The sequence below is a fragment of the Sphingomonas sp. BK580 genome (genome assembly GCF_014194975.1).
Lineage (GTDB): Bacteria > Pseudomonadota > Alphaproteobacteria > Sphingomonadales > Sphingomonadaceae > Sphingomonas.
This window is the reverse complement of sequence record NZ_JACIAY010000003.1, coordinates 144,856-160,473: the sequence shown is the minus strand read 5'-3', so window position 1 is coordinate 160,473 and position 15,618 is coordinate 144,856. Positions and strand designations below refer to the sequence as shown.

Below are 15,618 nucleotides of genomic sequence, written 5' to 3'. Positions count from 1 at the left end.
GCTGGCTCAGCCGGCGAGCGCGGCCCCGACGGTCGCGGCGTCGACCCGCCCGCGCTCGGCGATCACCACCAGCCGCGTGCGACGCGGCTCGTCGGCGCGCCACGGCCGGTCATAGCTGGTGCGCACGCGCGCGCCGACCGCCTGCACCAGCAGCCGCATCGGCTTGCCGCGCACCGCCGCATAGCCCTTCACGCGCAGCACGTCGCGGTCGCGCGCGAGCGCTGCCACCTTGTCGGCGAGGATGGCGGGATCGTCGATCTCGCCCAGCTCGTGGACGAGGCTGTCGAAATCGTCGTGCTCATGGTCGTCGAACCCGTCGTGGTGCGAGGGGCGTGCCCCGAGGTCGTCCTCCGCCGTGGCGCCGAGCCCGAGGATCACGCCGGGATCGATCGCGCCGTCGACCAGCGCGATGACCGGCACCGGTCGGGGTGCCTCGGCCAGCACGATCGCGCGCGCCGCCGCCACCGCGTCGGCGCCGGCGAGATCGGCCTTGGTGAGCAGCACCACGTCGGCGCAGGCGAGCTGGTCCTCGAACACCTCGGCCAGCGGCGTGTCATGCTCGACCTCGGCGTCGGCGGCACGCTGCGCGGCGACCGCGGCGGGGTCGGGCGCGAACCGGCCGGCGGCGACCGCCTCGGCGTCGGCCAGCGCGATCACGCCGTCGACCGTCACGCGCGAGCGGATCGCGGGCCAGTCGAAGGCCCTGAGGAGCGGCTTGGGCAGCGCCAGCCCGGACGTCTCGATCAGGATGTGGTCGGGGCGCGGCTCGAGCGCGAGCAGCCGCTCGATCGTCGGGATGAAGTCGTCCGCCACGGTGCAGCAGATGCAGCCGTTGGCGAGCTCGACGATGTTCTCCGCCGGGCAGTCGGGGATGGCGCACTGCTCGAGGATCGCGCCGTCGACCCCGAGCGTGCCGAACTCGTTGACGACGACGGCGAGCCGCCGCCCGCCGGCGTGGCGGATGAGGTGGCTGATCAGCGTGGTCTTGCCGGCGCCGAGGAAGCCGGTGACGACGGTGACGGGAACCTTGGACAGGTCGCGCAATGATGTTCCTTCGGGGCGCCGCGACGGTGCGTGGACCGGGGCCGAAGGTCGGCCGGCGCGCACCACGGACGGGCGCCCGCCGTCGCCCGTGCCACGCGCCGCTGCGGCCCCGGCCGCATGGCTTCGTCGCTCAGACGGAACACCGTGCCCGGCCATCCCCTGGACCAAAGGCAAGAGCGACCCTGCGCCGGCAGGTATCCTGGCTCGCGGGTCGTCGCTCCCGGCACGGCCTTCCCGGGACGGGGCGTAACCCCGCGCTCCAGTGACCGCCTCCCGCTTCTGCCGGGAGGCATGTGCCGCTCGCTCGCCGCTCACAGTTGCAGGGACAGCCGCGGATTCGGGGAGTGATCCCCTCACCGCATTCCCATTTGAGCCCCTCGTCGGGGCACCGGCGCGATCGTGGGACCGGATACCGGTCCCGTCGCGTCGCCTAGCCCATCGCCGCGGCTCTGCCAATACGCGGCGACGTCACCGCGCGGCGCGCACCGCCAGCGCGGCGGTGCCGAGCGCGATCGCGTCCTCCACCGCGCCCGTGCCGGTCTGGCCGTAGCGCCGCATCGCCGCCTTGCGCGCGTGGAAGGTGAGGTAAGAGGCTCCGGCCGCCACCCCGGCGCCGAGCACGGCCGCCAGCGTCCGCTGCTCGCGCGGGGCGAGGCTCGCCGCGGCGAACGCTCCCGTCGTCACGCGCGCGACCATGCCGGGCAGGATGATGCGATCGGGCGCGGTCTTCATCTTGTCGCCGGCGAGCTCACCCGCGGCGAGCGCGAGCGTGCCCGCGGAGACGAGCGGGTGCGCGAGCAGCGCGGGGGCGCCGCCGTCACGTGGCAGCTCGCCGCGGCGGGCGGCGTTGGCGACGGTGGCGAGCGGGGTCATCGCGCGCATGCCCGAGACGGCGGCGATCAACAGCGAGGCGAGCATGGCAGGTGGTCTCCGTGGGGATGCGGCGACAACCGGCGGGGCGGGGGAGAGTTCAACGACGGGCCTTGTTCCTGGGCACGAAGGAACCGAGTGGCGGAGCGTGGCGTGTCGGACCCGAGGCTGGATCTATAGCCATCTAAACTCCTGCACCGGGGATGGTCGCGTGGCTCCCGTCATCCCGGCCGTGAGCCGGGTCCCGTCCTGTCGTGAACGCTCATGCCGTCGCTTCTGCGGCGCCATGGATCCCGGCAAATCCGGGATGACCAAGGCGGGAGGCGCGATGACCGAGTTGCACCGGTCCCCAGCAGAAGAGGCTCGCGACCGAGCCGTTCACGCGGGCGCGGCGGCGAAGCGGCTCAGTAATCGAGCGGGTACAGCGCCGCGGCGATCTGGCGTTCCTCGGCCCGCAGCACGCCCCAGGCGCGCGCGGCGGCGCGACTGTCCATCGCCTCGATCCCGATGCCGCGCGCGTCCAGCGCCGCGACCAGCGGCTTGGGCGCACGGCGCAGCGTGTCACCCGTGCCGAGCAGCAGGAACTCGATCGGGCCGCCCAGCAGCGGTGCGAGCGCGGTCTCGTCCAGCGAGTCGAGTGCGGGCGGGGTCCATGAATCCGCGCGCACGGCGGTGAGCAGCAGCGCGGGATAGACCCCCATCGTCCCGTCGGGGGCATCGACGCGGTAGCCACCCGCGCCGAAGCCGCGCACGAGCGGCCCCGGCGCCGGACGCTCGCGGTCCATTCGCATCAGCTGCGCGGCCCGACACGCTCGGCGTTCTCGATGCCGCCGCGCTTCGGCGCGGCGCCGCCCTCGGGCTCGGCGCGCAGGCCGAGCGAGATCAGCAGCGACGACGAGACGTAGATCGACGAGTAGGTGCCGACCACGATGCCCAGGATCATCGCCGCGGTGAAGCCGCGCAGCACGTGGCCGCCGAGGAACAGCAGCGCCAGCAGTGCCAGCAGGATCGTCACCGAGGTCATCACGGTGCGGGGCAGCGTCTCGTTGACCGACAGGTTGATGATCTCGCGCATGTCCATCTTGCGATAGCGGCGCATGTTCTCGCGGATACGATCGTCGATCACGATCTTGTCGTTGATCGAATAGCCGATGATCGTCAGCACCGCGGCGACGATGTTGAGATCGAACTCGAACCGCGTGATCGCGAAGAAGCCGAGCGTCATCAGCAGGTCGTGAACGATCGCGACGATCGTCGAGACGCCGAACTGCCACTCGAAGCGGAAGATCGCGAACAGGCCGATGCCCAGGATCGCAAGCACCACCGCGAGCACGCCGTTGCGGATCAGCTCGTTCGACACCTTGCCCGACACGGTCGAGTAGCGGAGGAAGGTGCTGCCCGGGAACTTGGCGGCGAGCGCGCCCTCCACCTTGCGCACCGCGGCGTTGGTGGCGCCCTCGTCGCCGCCCTTCTGGACGGGCAGGCGGATCGTCAGCGTCTTGCCGTCGCCGATCGGCTGGATGTTGGCCTCACCGAGCCCCTGCGAATCGACCTGCGCGCGCACCGCCTCGATCGCGGGCGGCTGCGCGAACTTCTCCTCGATCATCAGGCCGCCCTCGAAGTCGACGCCGAAGTTGAGGCCCTTGTAGACGGTGAGACCGACCGCGAGCACGCTGAGCAGCAGCGTCAGCGCGAAGGCGACGCCGCGCAGCCGGACGAAGTCGATGTTGGTGTCGTCGGGGACGAGCTTGAGCAGTTTCATATTACCTCGTCACCGCGTGAAGCGGGTGCCGTGCGAGTGTTCGATCACCGTGCCAGCCTGCCACCCCGGCGAACGCCGGGGTCGAGGTGGGGGACGTCGCGTTCGTGCCACCAAGGCCTTCCCAGCTGGACCCCGGCGTTCGCCGGGGTGGCGCTGGGAGAAGCGTCGATCGACTGACGGCGTGGCTGCGCGACATCATATGTTGATCGTCTTGGGCTTGGCGCGGCGCAGCCACCCCGCCACGAGCATGCGCGTGAAGGTCACCGCGGTGAACACGCTGGTGGCGATGCCGATCAGCAGCACCACCGCGAATCCCTTCACCGGGCCGGAGCCCAGCAGGAACATGATGATGCCCGAAATGGCGTGGGTCACGTTCGCCTCGAAGATCGTGCGGCTGGCCTCCTTATAGCCGAGCTCGACCGCCTGGACGACCCCGCGCCCGCGGTGACGCTCCTCGCGGATCCGCTCGTTGATCAGCACGTTGGCGTCCACCGCCGTACCGATCGTCAGCACGAAGCCGGCGATGCCGGGCAGCGTCAGCGTGCCGTTGATCAGCGCCATCACGCCGAGGATGACGAACACGTTGATGACGACGGCGAGGTTCGCGTAGAATCCGAAGCGGCCGTAGGTGACGAGCATGAACGCCACCACCAGTGCCACCGCGACCGCCGAGGCGAGGATGCCGGCGCGGACCGAGTCGACGCCGAGGTCGGGGCCGACGGTCGATTCCTCGACCACCTTTAGGTCGACCGCGAGCTTGCCCGAGCGCAGCGCGATCGCGAGCTGGTTGGCGCTGTCGACGGTGAAGCCGCCGCTGATCGAGGCGCGGCCGCCGAGGATCGGCTCGTTGATGTTGGGCGCCGAGATCACCTGATTGTCGATCACGATCGCGAACGGCCGCCCGACATTCTCCTTGGTCGCCTGCGCGAAGCGGCGGCCGCCCTGGCTGTCGAAGGTGATCGCCACCTGCGGCGCGTTGGTCTCCGGCGCGAACTCCTGCCGCGCGTCGCTCAGCATGTCGCCGGTGATGATCGCCTGGCGCTTCACCGCGATCAGCGGGATGCCCTGCGGGTTGCCGGGATAGGGCAGGATCTGGTCGCCGGCGGGCGCCTGGCCCTTGGCGAGCGCCTGCGGGTCGGCGTTGATGTCGACCAGCTTGAACTCGAGCTTCGCGGTCTTGCCTACCAGCGCCTTGAGCTGCTGCGGATCCTGCAGGCCGGGGACCTGGACGACGATGCGGTTGGTGCCCTGGCCGATGATCGTCGGCTCGCGCGTGCCGAGCGCGTCGATGCGCTTGCGCACCACCTCCACCGTGTCGCTCATCGCGGTCTTGATCGCCTGGTCGAGCCCCGCCCGGGTCGGCGTCAGCACGAAGCGGCTGGTGTCGACGACCTGGATGTCCCACTGGCGCTGCCCGGTCATGCCCGCGCCGGTGCCGGTGATCTGGAGCAGGCGCTCGCGCGCGGCGTCGACCTGGCTGGGATCGCGCAGCAGGAAGGAGAGCTGGCCGTTGCGGCTCGAGATCTCGCCGATGTCGATGCGCGGCGTCTGGCGGCGCATCTCGGTCTGGACCTGCTCGCGCATCGCCTCCACGCGCGCCGCGGCGAGCCCGTTGGTGTCGGCCTCGAGCAGCAGGTAGCTGCCGCCGGCGAGGTCGAGCCCGAGGTTGATCTGCGGCGGCTTGAACCCCAGCCCCTGGGTCACCCGATCGGGCAGGAAACTGGGGATCGAGAGCGACACCAGTACCGCCAGCACGAGCCAGATGGCGGTCACTTTCCAGCGGGGAAAGTCGAGCATGTCAGTCGTTCGCCGGTTTGCCGCCGAGCGGCGTCACTTCCGCCAGCGTCGCCTTGACGACGCGGACGCGGGTGTTGGGCGCGATCTCGACCTCGACGAAGCCCTCCTCCACCTTGGTGACGCGGCCGACCAGCCCGCCCGCGGTGACGACCGAATCGCCCTTCTTGACGGCGGCGATGGCGTTCTGGAGCGACTTCATGCGGCTCTGCTGCGGGCGGATCATCAGGAAGTAGAAGACGACGAACACCAGCAGGAGCGGCGCCAGGCTGATGAAGCCGGCGAGGCCGCCGCTCTGGGCGGCGCCACCGGCCGTCTGCGCGTAAGCGGGAGGAATGAGCATCGGATTCCGTGCATGACATTGGGGCGGCCGAAACCCGGCCGCGCGAGGCCGCTGCCGCTATCATCGCCGGGGCGCGCGCGCAACATAAGCTCGCCCCGCCACGGCGTGCGCGCTGTCCGCCGCGGGGCGCGCCTAGCCGCTTGCAATGCCGGGCGACCGCGCGTAGAGGCGCCCCCTCGGTCGGGGCGTAGCGCAGCCTGGTAGCGCATCACACTGGGGGTGTGGGGGTCGCAGGTTCGAATCCTGTCGCCCCGACCAATCACGACATCGCTCGGGAAGGCGGCGTGCCGCGGTTCAGCGCGGCGCCGTCGCCCAACGCTCGATCGCGGCGTTGACGGCCCCGGGCTCCTCCAGCATCAGCATGTGGCCGCAGTCGAGCGTCACTTCGCTCAGGTCGGCGCATGCCCCGCGCATCGGCTCCGCCAACGCGCTGTGGACGGTGTCGCACACCGTGTCGCGGCGGCCGTGGAGGAACAGCACGGGCACGTCGATGCGGCCGAAGCGCGGCGCCTCGGCGGCGTAGGCGGCGTTGGCGGCGTCGTTGAGGTACCAGGCGTTGGCCCCGCGGAAGCCGGTGTGCTCGAATGCGGCGACGAACTGCTCGAAGGTCGCGTCGCTGAACATCGTCTCGTCCCTCGGCATCGCCGGCGCGCGTCCCGCCGCGCCGAAGAAGCCGCCGCGCGCGCGCACGTCGGCGAAGCGGGACGCGCGGCCGACGACCTCGGCCGGCGTGCGGCGATACATCGCCGCGAGCGTCGCGCGCACGTCGGCGTCCAGCGAGGCAGCGGCGGCGTGGGATCGCTCGCGGTGATAGTGCCAATAGTCCCACTGCCCGACGGGAAATCTGTCGTGTGGGTAGAGCGTGCGGTCGACCGTCGCCGCCGCCGACTCGGCGGTGAGGCCGAGCGGGAAATAGGGACAGGACAGCGCGACGACGCCGCGGCAGCGCCCGGGATGCCGCGCCGCCAGGCCCCACGCGGGCGCGCAGCCCCAGTCGTGCGCGACCCACAGCGCCGGTGCGGCGCCGAGCGAGTCGTGCAGCTCCAACAGGTCATCGACGATCGCGCGCACCTGATAGTCGCTGACCCGGTCGGGCACCGAGGACCCGCCGTAGCCGCGCATGTCGGGCGCGATGCAGCGCCAGCCCGCGGCGGCGAAGTGGCGGAGCTGGTGTTCCCAGATCAGCCCCAGCTCGGGCCAGCCGTGGACCAGGATCATCAGGGGCCCGTGCGCCGGCCCGGCCTCGAGGTAGGCGGTGCGGTGGCGCGCGGTCGCGACCTGGCGCGAGCGGAACGGCGCGGCGCTCACGCGTTCGCCCCGGCGGCGAGCGGCGCCGGCGTGGTGGCGATCAGCCGCCAGTCGGCGAGCGCGGCGCGACGATGCGGCGCGGCGATCTCGCGATAGGCAGCTGCGTCGACGATCGCGCGGAAGGCCGCGACGCTGGGATAGCGCACGATCACGACCTCGTCCCACGCTTCCCCGTCCGCACCCACTATCGCCGCGCCGACCGAGCCGCGCCACTCGGGCGCGATCGCCTGCCCCGCGGTGAGTTGGCGGAAGATCGCGACGTAGCGGTCATAATAGGCCTCGCGGCCCGAGCAGGGGGCGTGCCCGTCGCCCGGGTCGTAGCGCGCCTCGTCATGGAAGCGGAGCAGGTTCACCATCAGCAGCGGCGCCTCGTCGAGCGCGAGCTCGGCCGCGTCGAGCGGCGCGGCGGGGATGATCAGCGGGTTGGTCATACGTCCTCCGTTCGTGTCGCGGCGGAACATCGACCTCGGAACGCTCGTCGTGTAGTCCGTCCCGAAGCAAGTCCAGGTTGCCATCTTGTCCACACCGGCATCATTCCAGCGGCTGACCAACCTGCTCCACTTCGCGCGCGTGGTGGAGGCCGGGTCGTTCGCCGCGGCGGCGCGGCGGGCGGGCACCACCACCTCGGCGCTCTCCAAGGCGGTGTCGCGCTTCGAGCAGGCCAACGGCGTGCGACTGCTCAACCGCAGCACGCACGCCTTGTCGCTCACCCCCGAGGGCGAGCGGTTGCTGGAGGGCGCGCGCGACCTGCTGCGCGAGGCCGAGCGAGTGGAGGCGATGCTGGACCGTGCCGCGGGCGAGGGGGCAGGCGGCCGGCTGCGACTGAGCGCGCCCGCCGCGCTGATCCAGGCGCGGCTGTCGCGCCATCTGCCGGTGCTGCTGCGCGCCAACCCGGCGATCGAGCTCGACCTGCGGGTCGACGAAGGAACGCTCGACCTCGCCGCCGAGGGCATCGACGTGGCGATCCGGCTCGGGGCGCTCGGCGGTCAGCCGGGCTTGGTCGCGACCCCGCTCGGCACCTACCCCTGGGTATTGTGCGCGACGCGCCGCTATGTCGAGTTGATCGGTGCGCCCCAGACGCCCGCCGCACTCGACGACCATCGTCAGATCGGGCTGCGCGACGCGGCGACGGGGCGGCTCGTGACGTGGCAGTTCAGCGACCCCGCCGACGGCAGTGCGGTGCGGCACCGTCCGCGCCCGCGGTTGGTGGTGGAGGACGTCAGTGCGGCCTGGGCGATGATGCGGCGCGGGCTCGGGCTGGCGTGGCTGCCCGCCTGGGTCGGTCTCGCCGAGCTGCGGGCCGGCGACGTGGTCGAGCTGCTGCCGGCGTGGCGCACGCGTGAGACGCCGATCCAGGCGGTGCGGCTCGAACGCCGCCACACGCCGCCACGCGTGCGGAGCCTGCTCGACGGGCTCAGCGAGATCGCGCGTCACTGGCGCTACGACAGTCCCGCGACCGCCGCCGACTGACCCGCGGAGGCTTCCCACGCCGATCACGTTTTGCCACGAGGCGTGGATGACGACGCTCCACGGCATTACGAATTGCGACACGGTGAGGAAGGCGCGGACCTGGCTCGCCGACCATCGCGTCGCACATCGCTTCCACGACTTCCGCAAGGACGGGCTTGACCTCGCGCTACTCGACGCCTGGGTCGACCGGCTCGGCTGGGAGCCGCTACTCAACCGCGCCGGCACCACCTTCCGCAAGCTGCCGGAGCAAGATCGCGTCGAGCTCGACCGAGCGCGCGCGACGGCGCTGATGCTGGCGCAGCCCGCGATGATCAGGCGGCCGGTGCTGGTCCATGACGGCGGCGTGGAGGTCGGCTTCAAACCCGAGCGCTACGCCGCGCTGTTCGGCTGAGCCGCGTGCGCGCGCCGCTCTGGTATCGGCTGCTCGTCGGCGTGCTGCTGGTCTGGGCGGCGCTCTCGGCCTACGCCTGCGTCACGCAGCTGATGGCGGGCGCGGGCGCGGCGATCGATCCGGCGGACCGCGCGCTGCTCGCCGCGCTGCCGGGCTGGTACTGGCTCGACTATGCGGTGGCGAGCCTCGGACTGCTGGTCGGCGCGCTCGCGCTCCTGCTGCGGCGCCGGGTCGCGGTGCCCGCGCTGACGGTGTCGCTGGTCGCGGCGCTGATCCAGTTCGGCTGGCTGTTCGCGATGAGCGATCTGCTCGCGCGGCGCGGGGCGGGGACGCTCTTCTTCCCGCTGCTGATCCTGCTGGTCGGCGCGATCGCGCTCCAGCTCGCGCATCTCGCCGCGCGGCGCGGCTGGATCGGGTGAGCGCGCCGGAGTAGCAGGGCGCATGTCCACGACCTTCACGATCGACTCCGCCACCAGCCGCGCCACGCCCGTCGCCGCGCCGATGAAGCGGCTCACCGTCCCCGCGATCCGCCAGCGCAAGGCCGCGATCGCGGCGGGGACGGGCGAGCCGCTGGTGATGCTCACCGCGTACACCGTGCGCATGGCGCAGCTGATGGATCCGCAGTGCGACATGCTGCTGGTCGGCGACAGCCTCGGGCAGGTGATCTACGGCCTCCCCTCCACCGTCCCCGTCACGCTCGAGATGATGGCCGCGCACGCGGCCGCGGTGGTGCGCGGCAGCTACCACGCGCTCGTCGTCGTCGACATGCCGTTCGGCAGCTACGAGGCGTCACCGCAGCAGGCGTTCGAGAGCGCGGCGCGGCTGCTCAAGGAGAGCGGCGCGGCGGCGGTCAAGCTGGAAGGCGGCAGCGCGATGGCCCCCACCGTCGCCTTCCTCGCCGAGCGCGGCATCCCCGTGATGGGGCATGTCGGGCTCACCCCGCAGGCGGTCAACGCGCTCGGCGGCTACGGCGCGCGCGGGCGCAGCGCCGCCGAGGCCGCCAAGATCGTCGGCGACGCGCGCGCGGTCGCGGTGGCGGGCGCGTTCGCCGTGGTGATCGAGGGCGTGGTCGAGCCGATCGCGGTCGAGATCACCAACAGCGTCGCGGTGCCGACGATCGGCATCGGCGCGTCGGCCGCGTGCGACGGCCAGGTGCTCGTCGCCGAGGACATGCTCGGGCTGTTCGAGCGCACGCCGCGTTTCGTCAAGCGCTACGGCGACATGGCGGGCTATGTGTCCGAGCGGGTCACCGCTTTCGCCGGCGAGGTGCGCGCGCGCGTCTTCCCCGGCGCCGACCAGGTCTACGCGCCGAAGGAGTGAGCGTGCGGGAGGGCCCGGCGCGCGGTGCGGGACGAAGCGCTCGCGCGTGCTCTTTCCTCGCGCCGGCCGAGTCGCTACAGCGCGGCGGTTCCCCTTCAGCCCGGAGTGATCGGTGGCTCTGACGCCGCAAAACAATGAAGCGTTCCTGCGCGAGGTCGACGACGAGCTCCGGCGCGACCAGGCGATCCACGTGTGGAAGCGCTACGGTCGGGCGATCATCGCCGCCGTGGTGCTGGCGCTCGCCGCGCTCGCCGCCTTCCTGTTCTGGCAGCACCGCCAGACGGTCGCGGCGGAGCGCGAGGGCGAGCAGCTGCAGCAGGCGTTCGACTCGCTCGCCGCGCAGGACACCAAGGCGGCCGCGGCGCCGCTCGCCGCGCTGAGCGACTCGTCGCGCGACGGCTATCGCGCCGCCGCGCGCTTCACCCAGGCCGACGTGCTGCTGCAGAAGGACGACCTGCGCGGCGCCGCGGCGGCCTTCGCCAAGATCGCCGCCGACGCCTCGCTGGCGCAGCCGTTCCGCGACCTGGCGGTGATCCGCCAGACCAGCGCCGAGTTCGACCAGCTCCAGCCGCAGGTGATCGTCGAGCGGATGCGTCCGCTCGCGGTGACGGGCGGGGCGTGGCTCGGCAGCGCGGGCGAGCTGATGGCCGCGGCCTATCTGCGCGAGGGGCGGCGCGATCTCGCCGGCCAGACCTTCGCGCGCATCGCCGCCGACTCGGGCGTGCCCAGCTCGCTGCGTCAACGTGCGGTTCAGATGGCGGGCGTACTGGAGACCAAGGCGCCGACCGCGCCGGCCAAGAACGCCCAGGCGCCCGCCGCGCCGGCCAAGGATGAAGGTGTGAGCAAGCGATGAGGACGAGGTTCGCGACCGGCGTGGCGATCGCCGCGCTGGTGGGGCTGAGCGGCTGCGGCATCTTCAAGAGCGCGCCCAAGAAGACGCCCACGGTCGGCCAGCGTGTGCCGATCCTGGTGTCGGAGAACCCGGCCGAGATCGACAAGGGGCTCGCCGACGTCCAGGTCACGCTGCCGACGCCGGCCGCCAACGACGGCTGGACCCAGCCGGGCGGCAGCGCGGCCAAGTCGATGGGCCACCTGCTGCTCGCCGCGTCGCCGGCGAAGAGCTGGAGCGCCGAGATCAACGGCGGCAGCAACCGCGCGCGGCTCGCCGCCATGCCGGTGATCGCCGAGAACAAGTTGTTCGTGGTCGACGTGGACGGCGTGATCAACGCCTTCGCCGCCGACACGGGGGCCAAGCTGTGGACTCGCGCGATCACCGAGGGCGACGAGAACCGCGCCGCGCGCTTCGGCGGCGGGGTGAGCTACGACGACGCCAAGGTCTATGCCACCGACGGGTTGGGCGACGTGGTGGCGGCCAATGCCGCGGACGGCGCGGTGCTGTGGCGCGCCAAGCCGGGCGGCCCGCTGCGCGGTGCGCCCACGATCGCCAACGGCCAGGTCTATGTGCTGAGCCAGGACAATCAGATCGTCGCGCTCAACCAGGCCGATGGCAAGGTGGTGTGGACCCAGACCGCCAGCCTCGAGACGCAGGGCGTGTTCGGCGTCGCCGCGCCGGCGGCGAGCTCGGGCACGGTGGTGGCGGGCTTCTCCAGCGGCGAGCTCAACGCCTATCGCTACGAGAACGGCCGCTCCTTGTGGCAGGACGCGCTGTCGCGCACCTCGATCACCACCTCGGTGTCGAGCCTAGCCGACATCGACGCCGACCCGGTGATCGAGGACGGCCGCGTCTACTCGATCGGGCAGGGCGGTCGCATGATCGCGCTCGAGCTCGCCACCGGCCAGCGGCTGTGGGAGCAGAATCTCGCCGGCATCTCGACGCCGTGGATCGCGGGCGAGTGGATCTTCGTCGTCACCGACGACGCGCGACTGGTGTGCCTGTCGCGCGCCAACGGCAAGATCCGCTGGATCAGCCAGCTGCGCGCCTACAAGAACGAGGAGAAGCGCTCGGACCCGTACAATTGGTTCGGCCCGGTGCTTGCGGGCGAGAGATTGTGGCTGACCAACTCGCGCGGCGAACTGGTGGCGCTGTCGGTCGCCGACGGCAAGGTGCAGACCACGATCCGCGCCGGCGACAGCTTCTCGCTCGCGCCGATCGTCGCCAACCAGACGCTGTACACGCTGGACGAGAAGGGCGTGATCACCGCCTGGCGATGATCCTCGCGCTCCCGCTCATGCGGCAGCTCGCGGCACGAACGGGTGGGCGCATGGCGCCGTGTTCCCGCCCGCGCGGGAACACGGTGGCGGCGCTATCGCCGCGCCGAATTTTTGGCTAGAGCGGCCTTAACTCCCCTCCCGTTCAGGAGGGGGGTCGGGGGTGGGGCGTCGCCGCGAGCGCGTCGACCGAGGAAGCGCCCCACGCCAACCCCTCCCCGGAAGGGGAGGAGCACTCTCGCTCGAAGCGCTTAGGTCTCACGCAGATGTCCCGTCTCCCCACCGTCGCGATCGTCGGTCGCCCCAACGTCGGCAAGTCGACGCTGTTCAACCGTCTCGTCGGCAAGAAGCTGGCCCTGGTGGACGACCGCCCCGGCGTGACGCGCGACCGCCGCGAGGGCGACGCGCACCTGCTCGGGCTCGACTTCCGCGTGATCGACACCGCGGGCTACGAGGACGAGGATCCCGACACGTTGCCCGGCCGCATGCGCCGCCAGACCCAGGCGGCGGTCGACAGCGCCGACGTCGCGCTGTTCATGATCGACGCGCGCGCCGGGATCGTGCCGCTGGACGAGGAGATCGCGCGCTGGCTGCGCGGCGCCTCCACCCCGATCGTGCTCGTCGGCAACAAGGCCGAGGGGCGCGCCGCGGAGGCCGGGCTGATCGAGGCGCTGTCGCTCGGCCTCGGTGACCCGGTGCAGCTCTCCGCCGAGCACGGCGAGGGCGTGGCCGACCTGTTCGAGGCGCTGCTGCCCCACCTCGAGGCGCTCGAGGCACCGGCGGAGGAGGACGACGAGAGCCCCGACGCGCCGCTCAAGCTCGCCATCGTCGGCCGCCCCAACGCGGGCAAGTCGACCCTCGTCAACCGCATCCTCGGCGAGGACCGGATGATCACCGGTCCCGAGGCGGGAATCACGCGCGACTCGATCGCGATCGACTGGGTGTGGCACGGGCCCGACGGCCCGCGCGACGTCCGCCTGATCGACACCGCCGGCATGCGCAAGCGCGCCAAGGTCCAGGACAAGCTGGAGAAGCTGTCGGTGGCCGACGCGCTCCACGCGGTCGACTTCGCCGAGGTCGTGGTGCTGCTGCTCGACGCGACGCTGGGACTGGAGTCGCAGGATCTGCGGATCGCCGACCGCGTGCTGGAAGAGGGGCGAGCGCTGGTGATCGCGCTCAACAAGTGGGATGTCGCCGAGGACCCCTCCAAACTGTTCAACGGCGTCCGGACCGCGCTCGACGAGGGACTGGCGCAGGTCCGCGGCGTGCCGCTGCTCGCGGTCTCGGCGGCGACGGGCAAGGGGATCGATCAGCTGATCGGCGCCGCCTTCGCGACGCGAGAGGCGTGGTCGCGCCGCGTCGGTACCGGCGAGCTCAACCGTTGGTTCGAGCGCGCGATCGAGGCCAACCCGCCGCCCGCCCCAGGCGGCAAGCGCATCAAACTGCGCTACCTGACCCAGGCCAAGACGCGGCCGCCCGGCTTCGTGCTGTTCGGCACGCGCGTCGACGAGCTGCCGATGAGCTACCAGCGCTACCTCATCAACGGCATCCGACGCGAGCTCGGCTTCGGCGCGGTGCCGGTGCGGCTGATGCTACGCGCACCCAAGAACCCGTACGGCGGCAGCTGAGCCGAGGCGCTTACCTCCTCTTTACCTCTCGGGCGCTAAGTGCTTGCGCGCAAACGAGGAGGCGGCGCGTGGTGGATGAGGCGGTGACACTGGTGGACCGGGTGGCGCTGGCCCGCGCGCGCGCCGAGCTGGGGACCGGCTTCGCCCGCATCCTCGGCTACTTCCGCGAGGACGGCGTCAAGTCGCTGAGCGCGCTCGAGGACGCGATGCGCAAGGGCAATGCCGCCGCGATGGTGATCCCGGCGCACACGCTCAAGGGCGAAGCGCGCCAGTTCGGCGCCATCGTGCTCGCGGCGTTGGCCGAGAAGATCGAGGATCACGCGCGCGCCTGCGTCGAGCACCATGAGTCTCCGCAGGACGCCATCGAGGACGTGGTGGCGCTGCGACCGCTGTTCCTGCGCACGCTGGCGCTGTTGGAAGGCGAGGGCGCACCGGTCGCGGTGCGGCGGCCCGGCGGGTTCGGGCGGCGAGTGGCGTGACGGGGCCGCGGGCGCACCAGCGTTTCGATCGCTGGTTGGCAGCGCCGGCGGGCTCCTGCGGATGCGGGAGCCCGGAGTCACGAGCGTCCGCCGCCGAGCCGCGTCTTCCGGCGTTCGCCGGAGCAAGACGCGGCGCGCGTGGTATCAGACCCTGGCCGACCGCGACGGCCGCTTGAGGCTCACCCCTTCAGATACGGCGCCGCACCGCTCTCGGGCTTGTCATGCTCGCTCACCGAGTTGAGCTGGATGTAATTGTGGATGCCCATCCGCTCGATCATCTCGAACTGACGCTCCAGCGTGTCGACATGCTCCTCCTCGCTGGCGAGGATGTTGGCGAACAGCTCGCGGCTGACGAAGTCCTTTACCTCCTCGCAATAGGCGATCGCGGCCTTGAGCTGCGCCACCGCCTCGATCTCCATCGCGAGGTCGGCCTTGAGCGCCTCTTCCACCGTCTCGCCGATGCGCAGCCGACCGAGCAGCTGGAAATTGGGCAGGCCGTCGAGGAAGAGGATCCGCTCCGCCAGCCAGTCGGCATGCTTCATCTCGTCGATCGACTCGTGCCGCTCGAACGCGGCCAGCTTGTAGACGCCCCAGTGATCGAACAGGCGATAGTGCAGCCAATATTGGTTGATCGCGGTCAGCTCGTTCTTCAACGACTCGTTGAGGAAGTCGATGACGCGTGGGTCGCCCTTCATGCCAGTCTCCACCATAGGGAATGGCACGGCGAATAGCCTCGAACGCGACGAGAAGAAAGCCGAAACACCGTGAGGCTAGGGCGAGTACTTGCTGCGACCGCTACGCAGCCGCACGCTCCTCATCGATGATTGCTCGTGCGAATTGAACACATTGGCCGCACTTGGGCGATCGCCCAAGGCAGCGATAGGCCTGGCAGGGGGTGGCAGCACCGGATCGCGCCGCCTCGCGCACCTGGCACTCTCGAATCGCATTGCACACGCAGACGACCATGCGGCCTCCCTCCCGGCTGCGACTCGGTCTACGGGTATTGCGAGCCGTTCGCAAGCGAAATGAGACGCGTTCGC

At 71.4% G+C, this 15,618-nt stretch carries 18 protein-coding genes, 1 tRNA gene and 1 riboswitch; of the genes, 9 read left to right on the top strand and 10 right to left on the bottom strand.

Features of this window, described 5'->3' with window-relative positions:
* Positions 1 to 6: 6 nt before the first annotated feature.
* The 6 genes from cobW to yajC all read right to left on the bottom strand — a co-directional run bounded on the left by cobW (position 7) and on the right by yajC (position 5,813).
* The gene (gene cobW / locus FHY05_RS07265) at positions 7 to 1,044 is read right to left on the bottom strand and encodes a cobalamin biosynthesis protein CobW (RefSeq protein WP_183943723.1); all 1,038 of its coding nucleotides are present in this window, start codon (positions 1,042 to 1,044) and stop codon (positions 7 to 9) included.
* A gap of 171 nt (positions 1,045 to 1,215) precedes the next feature.
* Positions 1,216 to 1,452: riboswitch (cobalamin riboswitch) on the bottom strand.
* Positions 1,453 to 1,512: 60 nt separating this feature from the next.
* Positions 1,513 to 1,962, bottom strand: a complete 450-nt coding sequence (locus FHY05_RS07260; RefSeq protein ID WP_183943722.1) for a DUF4126 family protein — start codon at positions 1,960 to 1,962, stop codon at positions 1,513 to 1,515.
* Between the two features lie 356 nt (positions 1,963 to 2,318).
* Complete coding sequence (locus tag FHY05_RS07255) at positions 2,319 to 2,705, bottom strand: Mth938-like domain-containing protein (RefSeq protein ID WP_183943721.1); 387 nt, start codon at positions 2,703 to 2,705, stop codon at positions 2,319 to 2,321.
* The gene (gene secF, locus FHY05_RS07250; protein ID WP_183943720.1) at positions 2,705 to 3,676 is read right to left on the bottom strand and encodes a protein translocase subunit SecF; all 972 of its coding nucleotides are present in this window, start codon (positions 3,674 to 3,676) and stop codon (positions 2,705 to 2,707) included. Before secF ends, FHY05_RS07255 begins: the two co-directional genes overlap by 1 nt.
* A 195-nt stretch (positions 3,677 to 3,871) precedes the next feature.
* Positions 3,872 to 5,473: a protein translocase subunit SecD gene (gene secD, locus FHY05_RS07245; protein WP_183943719.1), complete on the bottom strand. Its 1,602-nt coding sequence runs from the start codon at positions 5,471 to 5,473 to the stop codon at positions 3,872 to 3,874.
* A gap of 1 nt (position 5,474) precedes the next feature.
* Positions 5,475 to 5,813, bottom strand: coding sequence for a preprotein translocase subunit YajC (gene yajC, locus FHY05_RS07240; RefSeq protein ID WP_183943718.1), 339 nt, complete (start codon positions 5,811 to 5,813; stop codon positions 5,475 to 5,477).
* Between the two features lie 181 nt (positions 5,814 to 5,994).
* Here yajC and FHY05_RS07235 point away from each other — a divergent pair.
* Positions 5,995 to 6,071 (top strand) — tRNA-Pro (locus FHY05_RS07235).
* A 36-nt stretch (positions 6,072 to 6,107) separates the two neighbouring features.
* On the opposite strand, the gene FHY05_RS07230 is transcribed toward FHY05_RS07235, so the two are convergent.
* On the bottom strand, positions 6,108 to 7,121 hold the full coding sequence (locus FHY05_RS07230) for an alpha/beta fold hydrolase (protein ID WP_221191065.1): 1,014 nt from the start codon (positions 7,119 to 7,121) through the stop codon (positions 6,108 to 6,110).
* Positions 7,118 to 7,552 (bottom strand): DUF1330 domain-containing protein, encoded by a 435-nt coding sequence (locus tag FHY05_RS07225; protein ID WP_183943717.1) that lies wholly within the window; start codon positions 7,550 to 7,552, stop codon positions 7,118 to 7,120. Before FHY05_RS07225 ends, FHY05_RS07230 begins: the two co-directional genes overlap by 4 nt.
* Before the next feature lie 85 nt (positions 7,553 to 7,637).
* Between FHY05_RS07225 and FHY05_RS07220 the strand changes: the two genes are divergently transcribed.
* The 8 genes from FHY05_RS07220 (at position 7,638) to FHY05_RS07185 (ending at position 14,578) form a co-directional block, all read left to right on the top strand.
* A complete protein-coding gene (locus tag FHY05_RS07220; RefSeq protein ID WP_183943716.1) occupies positions 7,638 to 8,591 on the top strand; it encodes a LysR family transcriptional regulator in 954 nt (317 codons plus the stop codon).
* Between the two features lie 46 nt (positions 8,592 to 8,637).
* Entirely contained in the window at positions 8,638 to 8,982 is a 345-nt protein-coding gene (locus FHY05_RS07215) for an ArsC family reductase (protein ID WP_183943715.1), read from the top strand.
* A gap of 5 nt (positions 8,983 to 8,987) precedes the next feature.
* Complete coding sequence (locus tag FHY05_RS07210) at positions 8,988 to 9,401, top strand: hypothetical protein (protein WP_183943714.1); 414 nt, start codon at positions 8,988 to 8,990, stop codon at positions 9,399 to 9,401.
* Positions 9,402 to 9,423: 22 nt separating this feature from the next.
* Positions 9,424 to 10,302 (top strand): 3-methyl-2-oxobutanoate hydroxymethyltransferase, encoded by an 879-nt coding sequence (gene panB, locus FHY05_RS07205; protein ID WP_183943713.1) that lies wholly within the window; start codon positions 9,424 to 9,426, stop codon positions 10,300 to 10,302.
* A gap of 112 nt (positions 10,303 to 10,414) precedes the next feature.
* Positions 10,415 to 11,155: a tetratricopeptide repeat protein gene (locus FHY05_RS07200; protein WP_183943712.1), complete on the top strand. Its 741-nt coding sequence runs from the start codon at positions 10,415 to 10,417 to the stop codon at positions 11,153 to 11,155.
* Positions 11,152 to 12,474 carry a PQQ-like beta-propeller repeat protein gene (locus FHY05_RS07195; protein ID WP_183943711.1) on the top strand — a complete coding sequence of 441 codons (1,323 nt, stop codon included), beginning with the start codon at positions 11,152 to 11,154 and terminating at the stop codon, positions 12,472 to 12,474. Before FHY05_RS07200 ends, FHY05_RS07195 begins: the two co-directional genes overlap by 4 nt.
* A gap of 263 nt (positions 12,475 to 12,737) precedes the next feature.
* A complete protein-coding gene (gene der, locus FHY05_RS07190) occupies positions 12,738 to 14,099 on the top strand; it encodes a ribosome biogenesis GTPase Der (protein ID WP_183943710.1) in 1,362 nt (453 codons plus the stop codon).
* Positions 14,100 to 14,167: 68 nt separating this feature from the next.
* Positions 14,168 to 14,578 carry an Hpt domain-containing protein gene (locus FHY05_RS07185; protein ID WP_311732395.1) on the top strand — a complete coding sequence of 137 codons (411 nt, stop codon included), beginning with the start codon at positions 14,168 to 14,170 and terminating at the stop codon, positions 14,576 to 14,578.
* 179 nt (positions 14,579 to 14,757) lie between these two features.
* Here FHY05_RS07185 and bfr read toward each other — a convergent pair whose 3' ends face one another.
* Positions 14,758 to 15,273 (bottom strand): bacterioferritin, encoded by a 516-nt coding sequence (gene bfr / locus FHY05_RS07180; protein WP_183943709.1) that lies wholly within the window; start codon positions 15,271 to 15,273, stop codon positions 14,758 to 14,760.
* A 100-nt stretch (positions 15,274 to 15,373) separates the two neighbouring features.
* Positions 15,374 to 15,544, bottom strand: a complete 171-nt coding sequence (locus FHY05_RS22430) for a bacterioferritin-associated ferredoxin (protein ID WP_260181372.1) — start codon at positions 15,542 to 15,544, stop codon at positions 15,374 to 15,376.
* Positions 15,545 to 15,618: the final 74 nt, after the last annotated feature.

Excerpts from the sequence above, each read along its gene's own strand:
- bfr (WP_183943709.1), bottom strand. The coding sequence starts at position 15,273 with ATGAAGGGCGACCCACGCGTCATCGACTTCCTCAACGAGTCGTTGAAG.
- FHY05_RS07195 (WP_183943711.1), top strand. The coding sequence starts at position 11,152 with ATGAGGACGAGGTTCGCGACCGGCGTGGCGATCGCCGCGCTGGTGGGG.
- FHY05_RS07225 (WP_183943717.1), bottom strand. The coding sequence starts at position 7,552 with ATGACCAACCCGCTGATCATCCCCGCCGCGCCGCTCGACGCGGCCGAG.
- FHY05_RS07215 (WP_183943715.1), top strand. The coding sequence starts at position 8,638 with ATGACGACGCTCCACGGCATTACGAATTGCGACACGGTGAGGAAGGCG.
- FHY05_RS07260 (WP_183943722.1), bottom strand. The coding sequence starts at position 1,962 with ATGCTCGCCTCGCTGTTGATCGCCGCCGTCTCGGGCATGCGCGCGATG.
- FHY05_RS22430 (WP_260181372.1), bottom strand. The coding sequence starts at position 15,544 with ATGGTCGTCTGCGTGTGCAATGCGATTCGAGAGTGCCAGGTGCGCGAG.
- panB (WP_183943713.1), top strand. The coding sequence starts at position 9,424 with ATGTCCACGACCTTCACGATCGACTCCGCCACCAGCCGCGCCACGCCC.
- yajC (WP_183943718.1), bottom strand. The coding sequence starts at position 5,813 with ATGCTCATTCCTCCCGCTTACGCGCAGACGGCCGGTGGCGCCGCCCAG.
- FHY05_RS07255 (WP_183943721.1), bottom strand. The coding sequence starts at position 2,705 with ATGCGAATGGACCGCGAGCGTCCGGCGCCGGGGCCGCTCGTGCGCGGC.
- secD (WP_183943719.1), bottom strand. The coding sequence starts at position 5,473 with ATGCTCGACTTTCCCCGCTGGAAAGTGACCGCCATCTGGCTCGTGCTG.
- der (WP_183943710.1), top strand. The coding sequence starts at position 12,738 with ATGTCCCGTCTCCCCACCGTCGCGATCGTCGGTCGCCCCAACGTCGGC.
- secF (WP_183943720.1), bottom strand. The coding sequence starts at position 3,676 with ATGAAACTGCTCAAGCTCGTCCCCGACGACACCAACATCGACTTCGTC.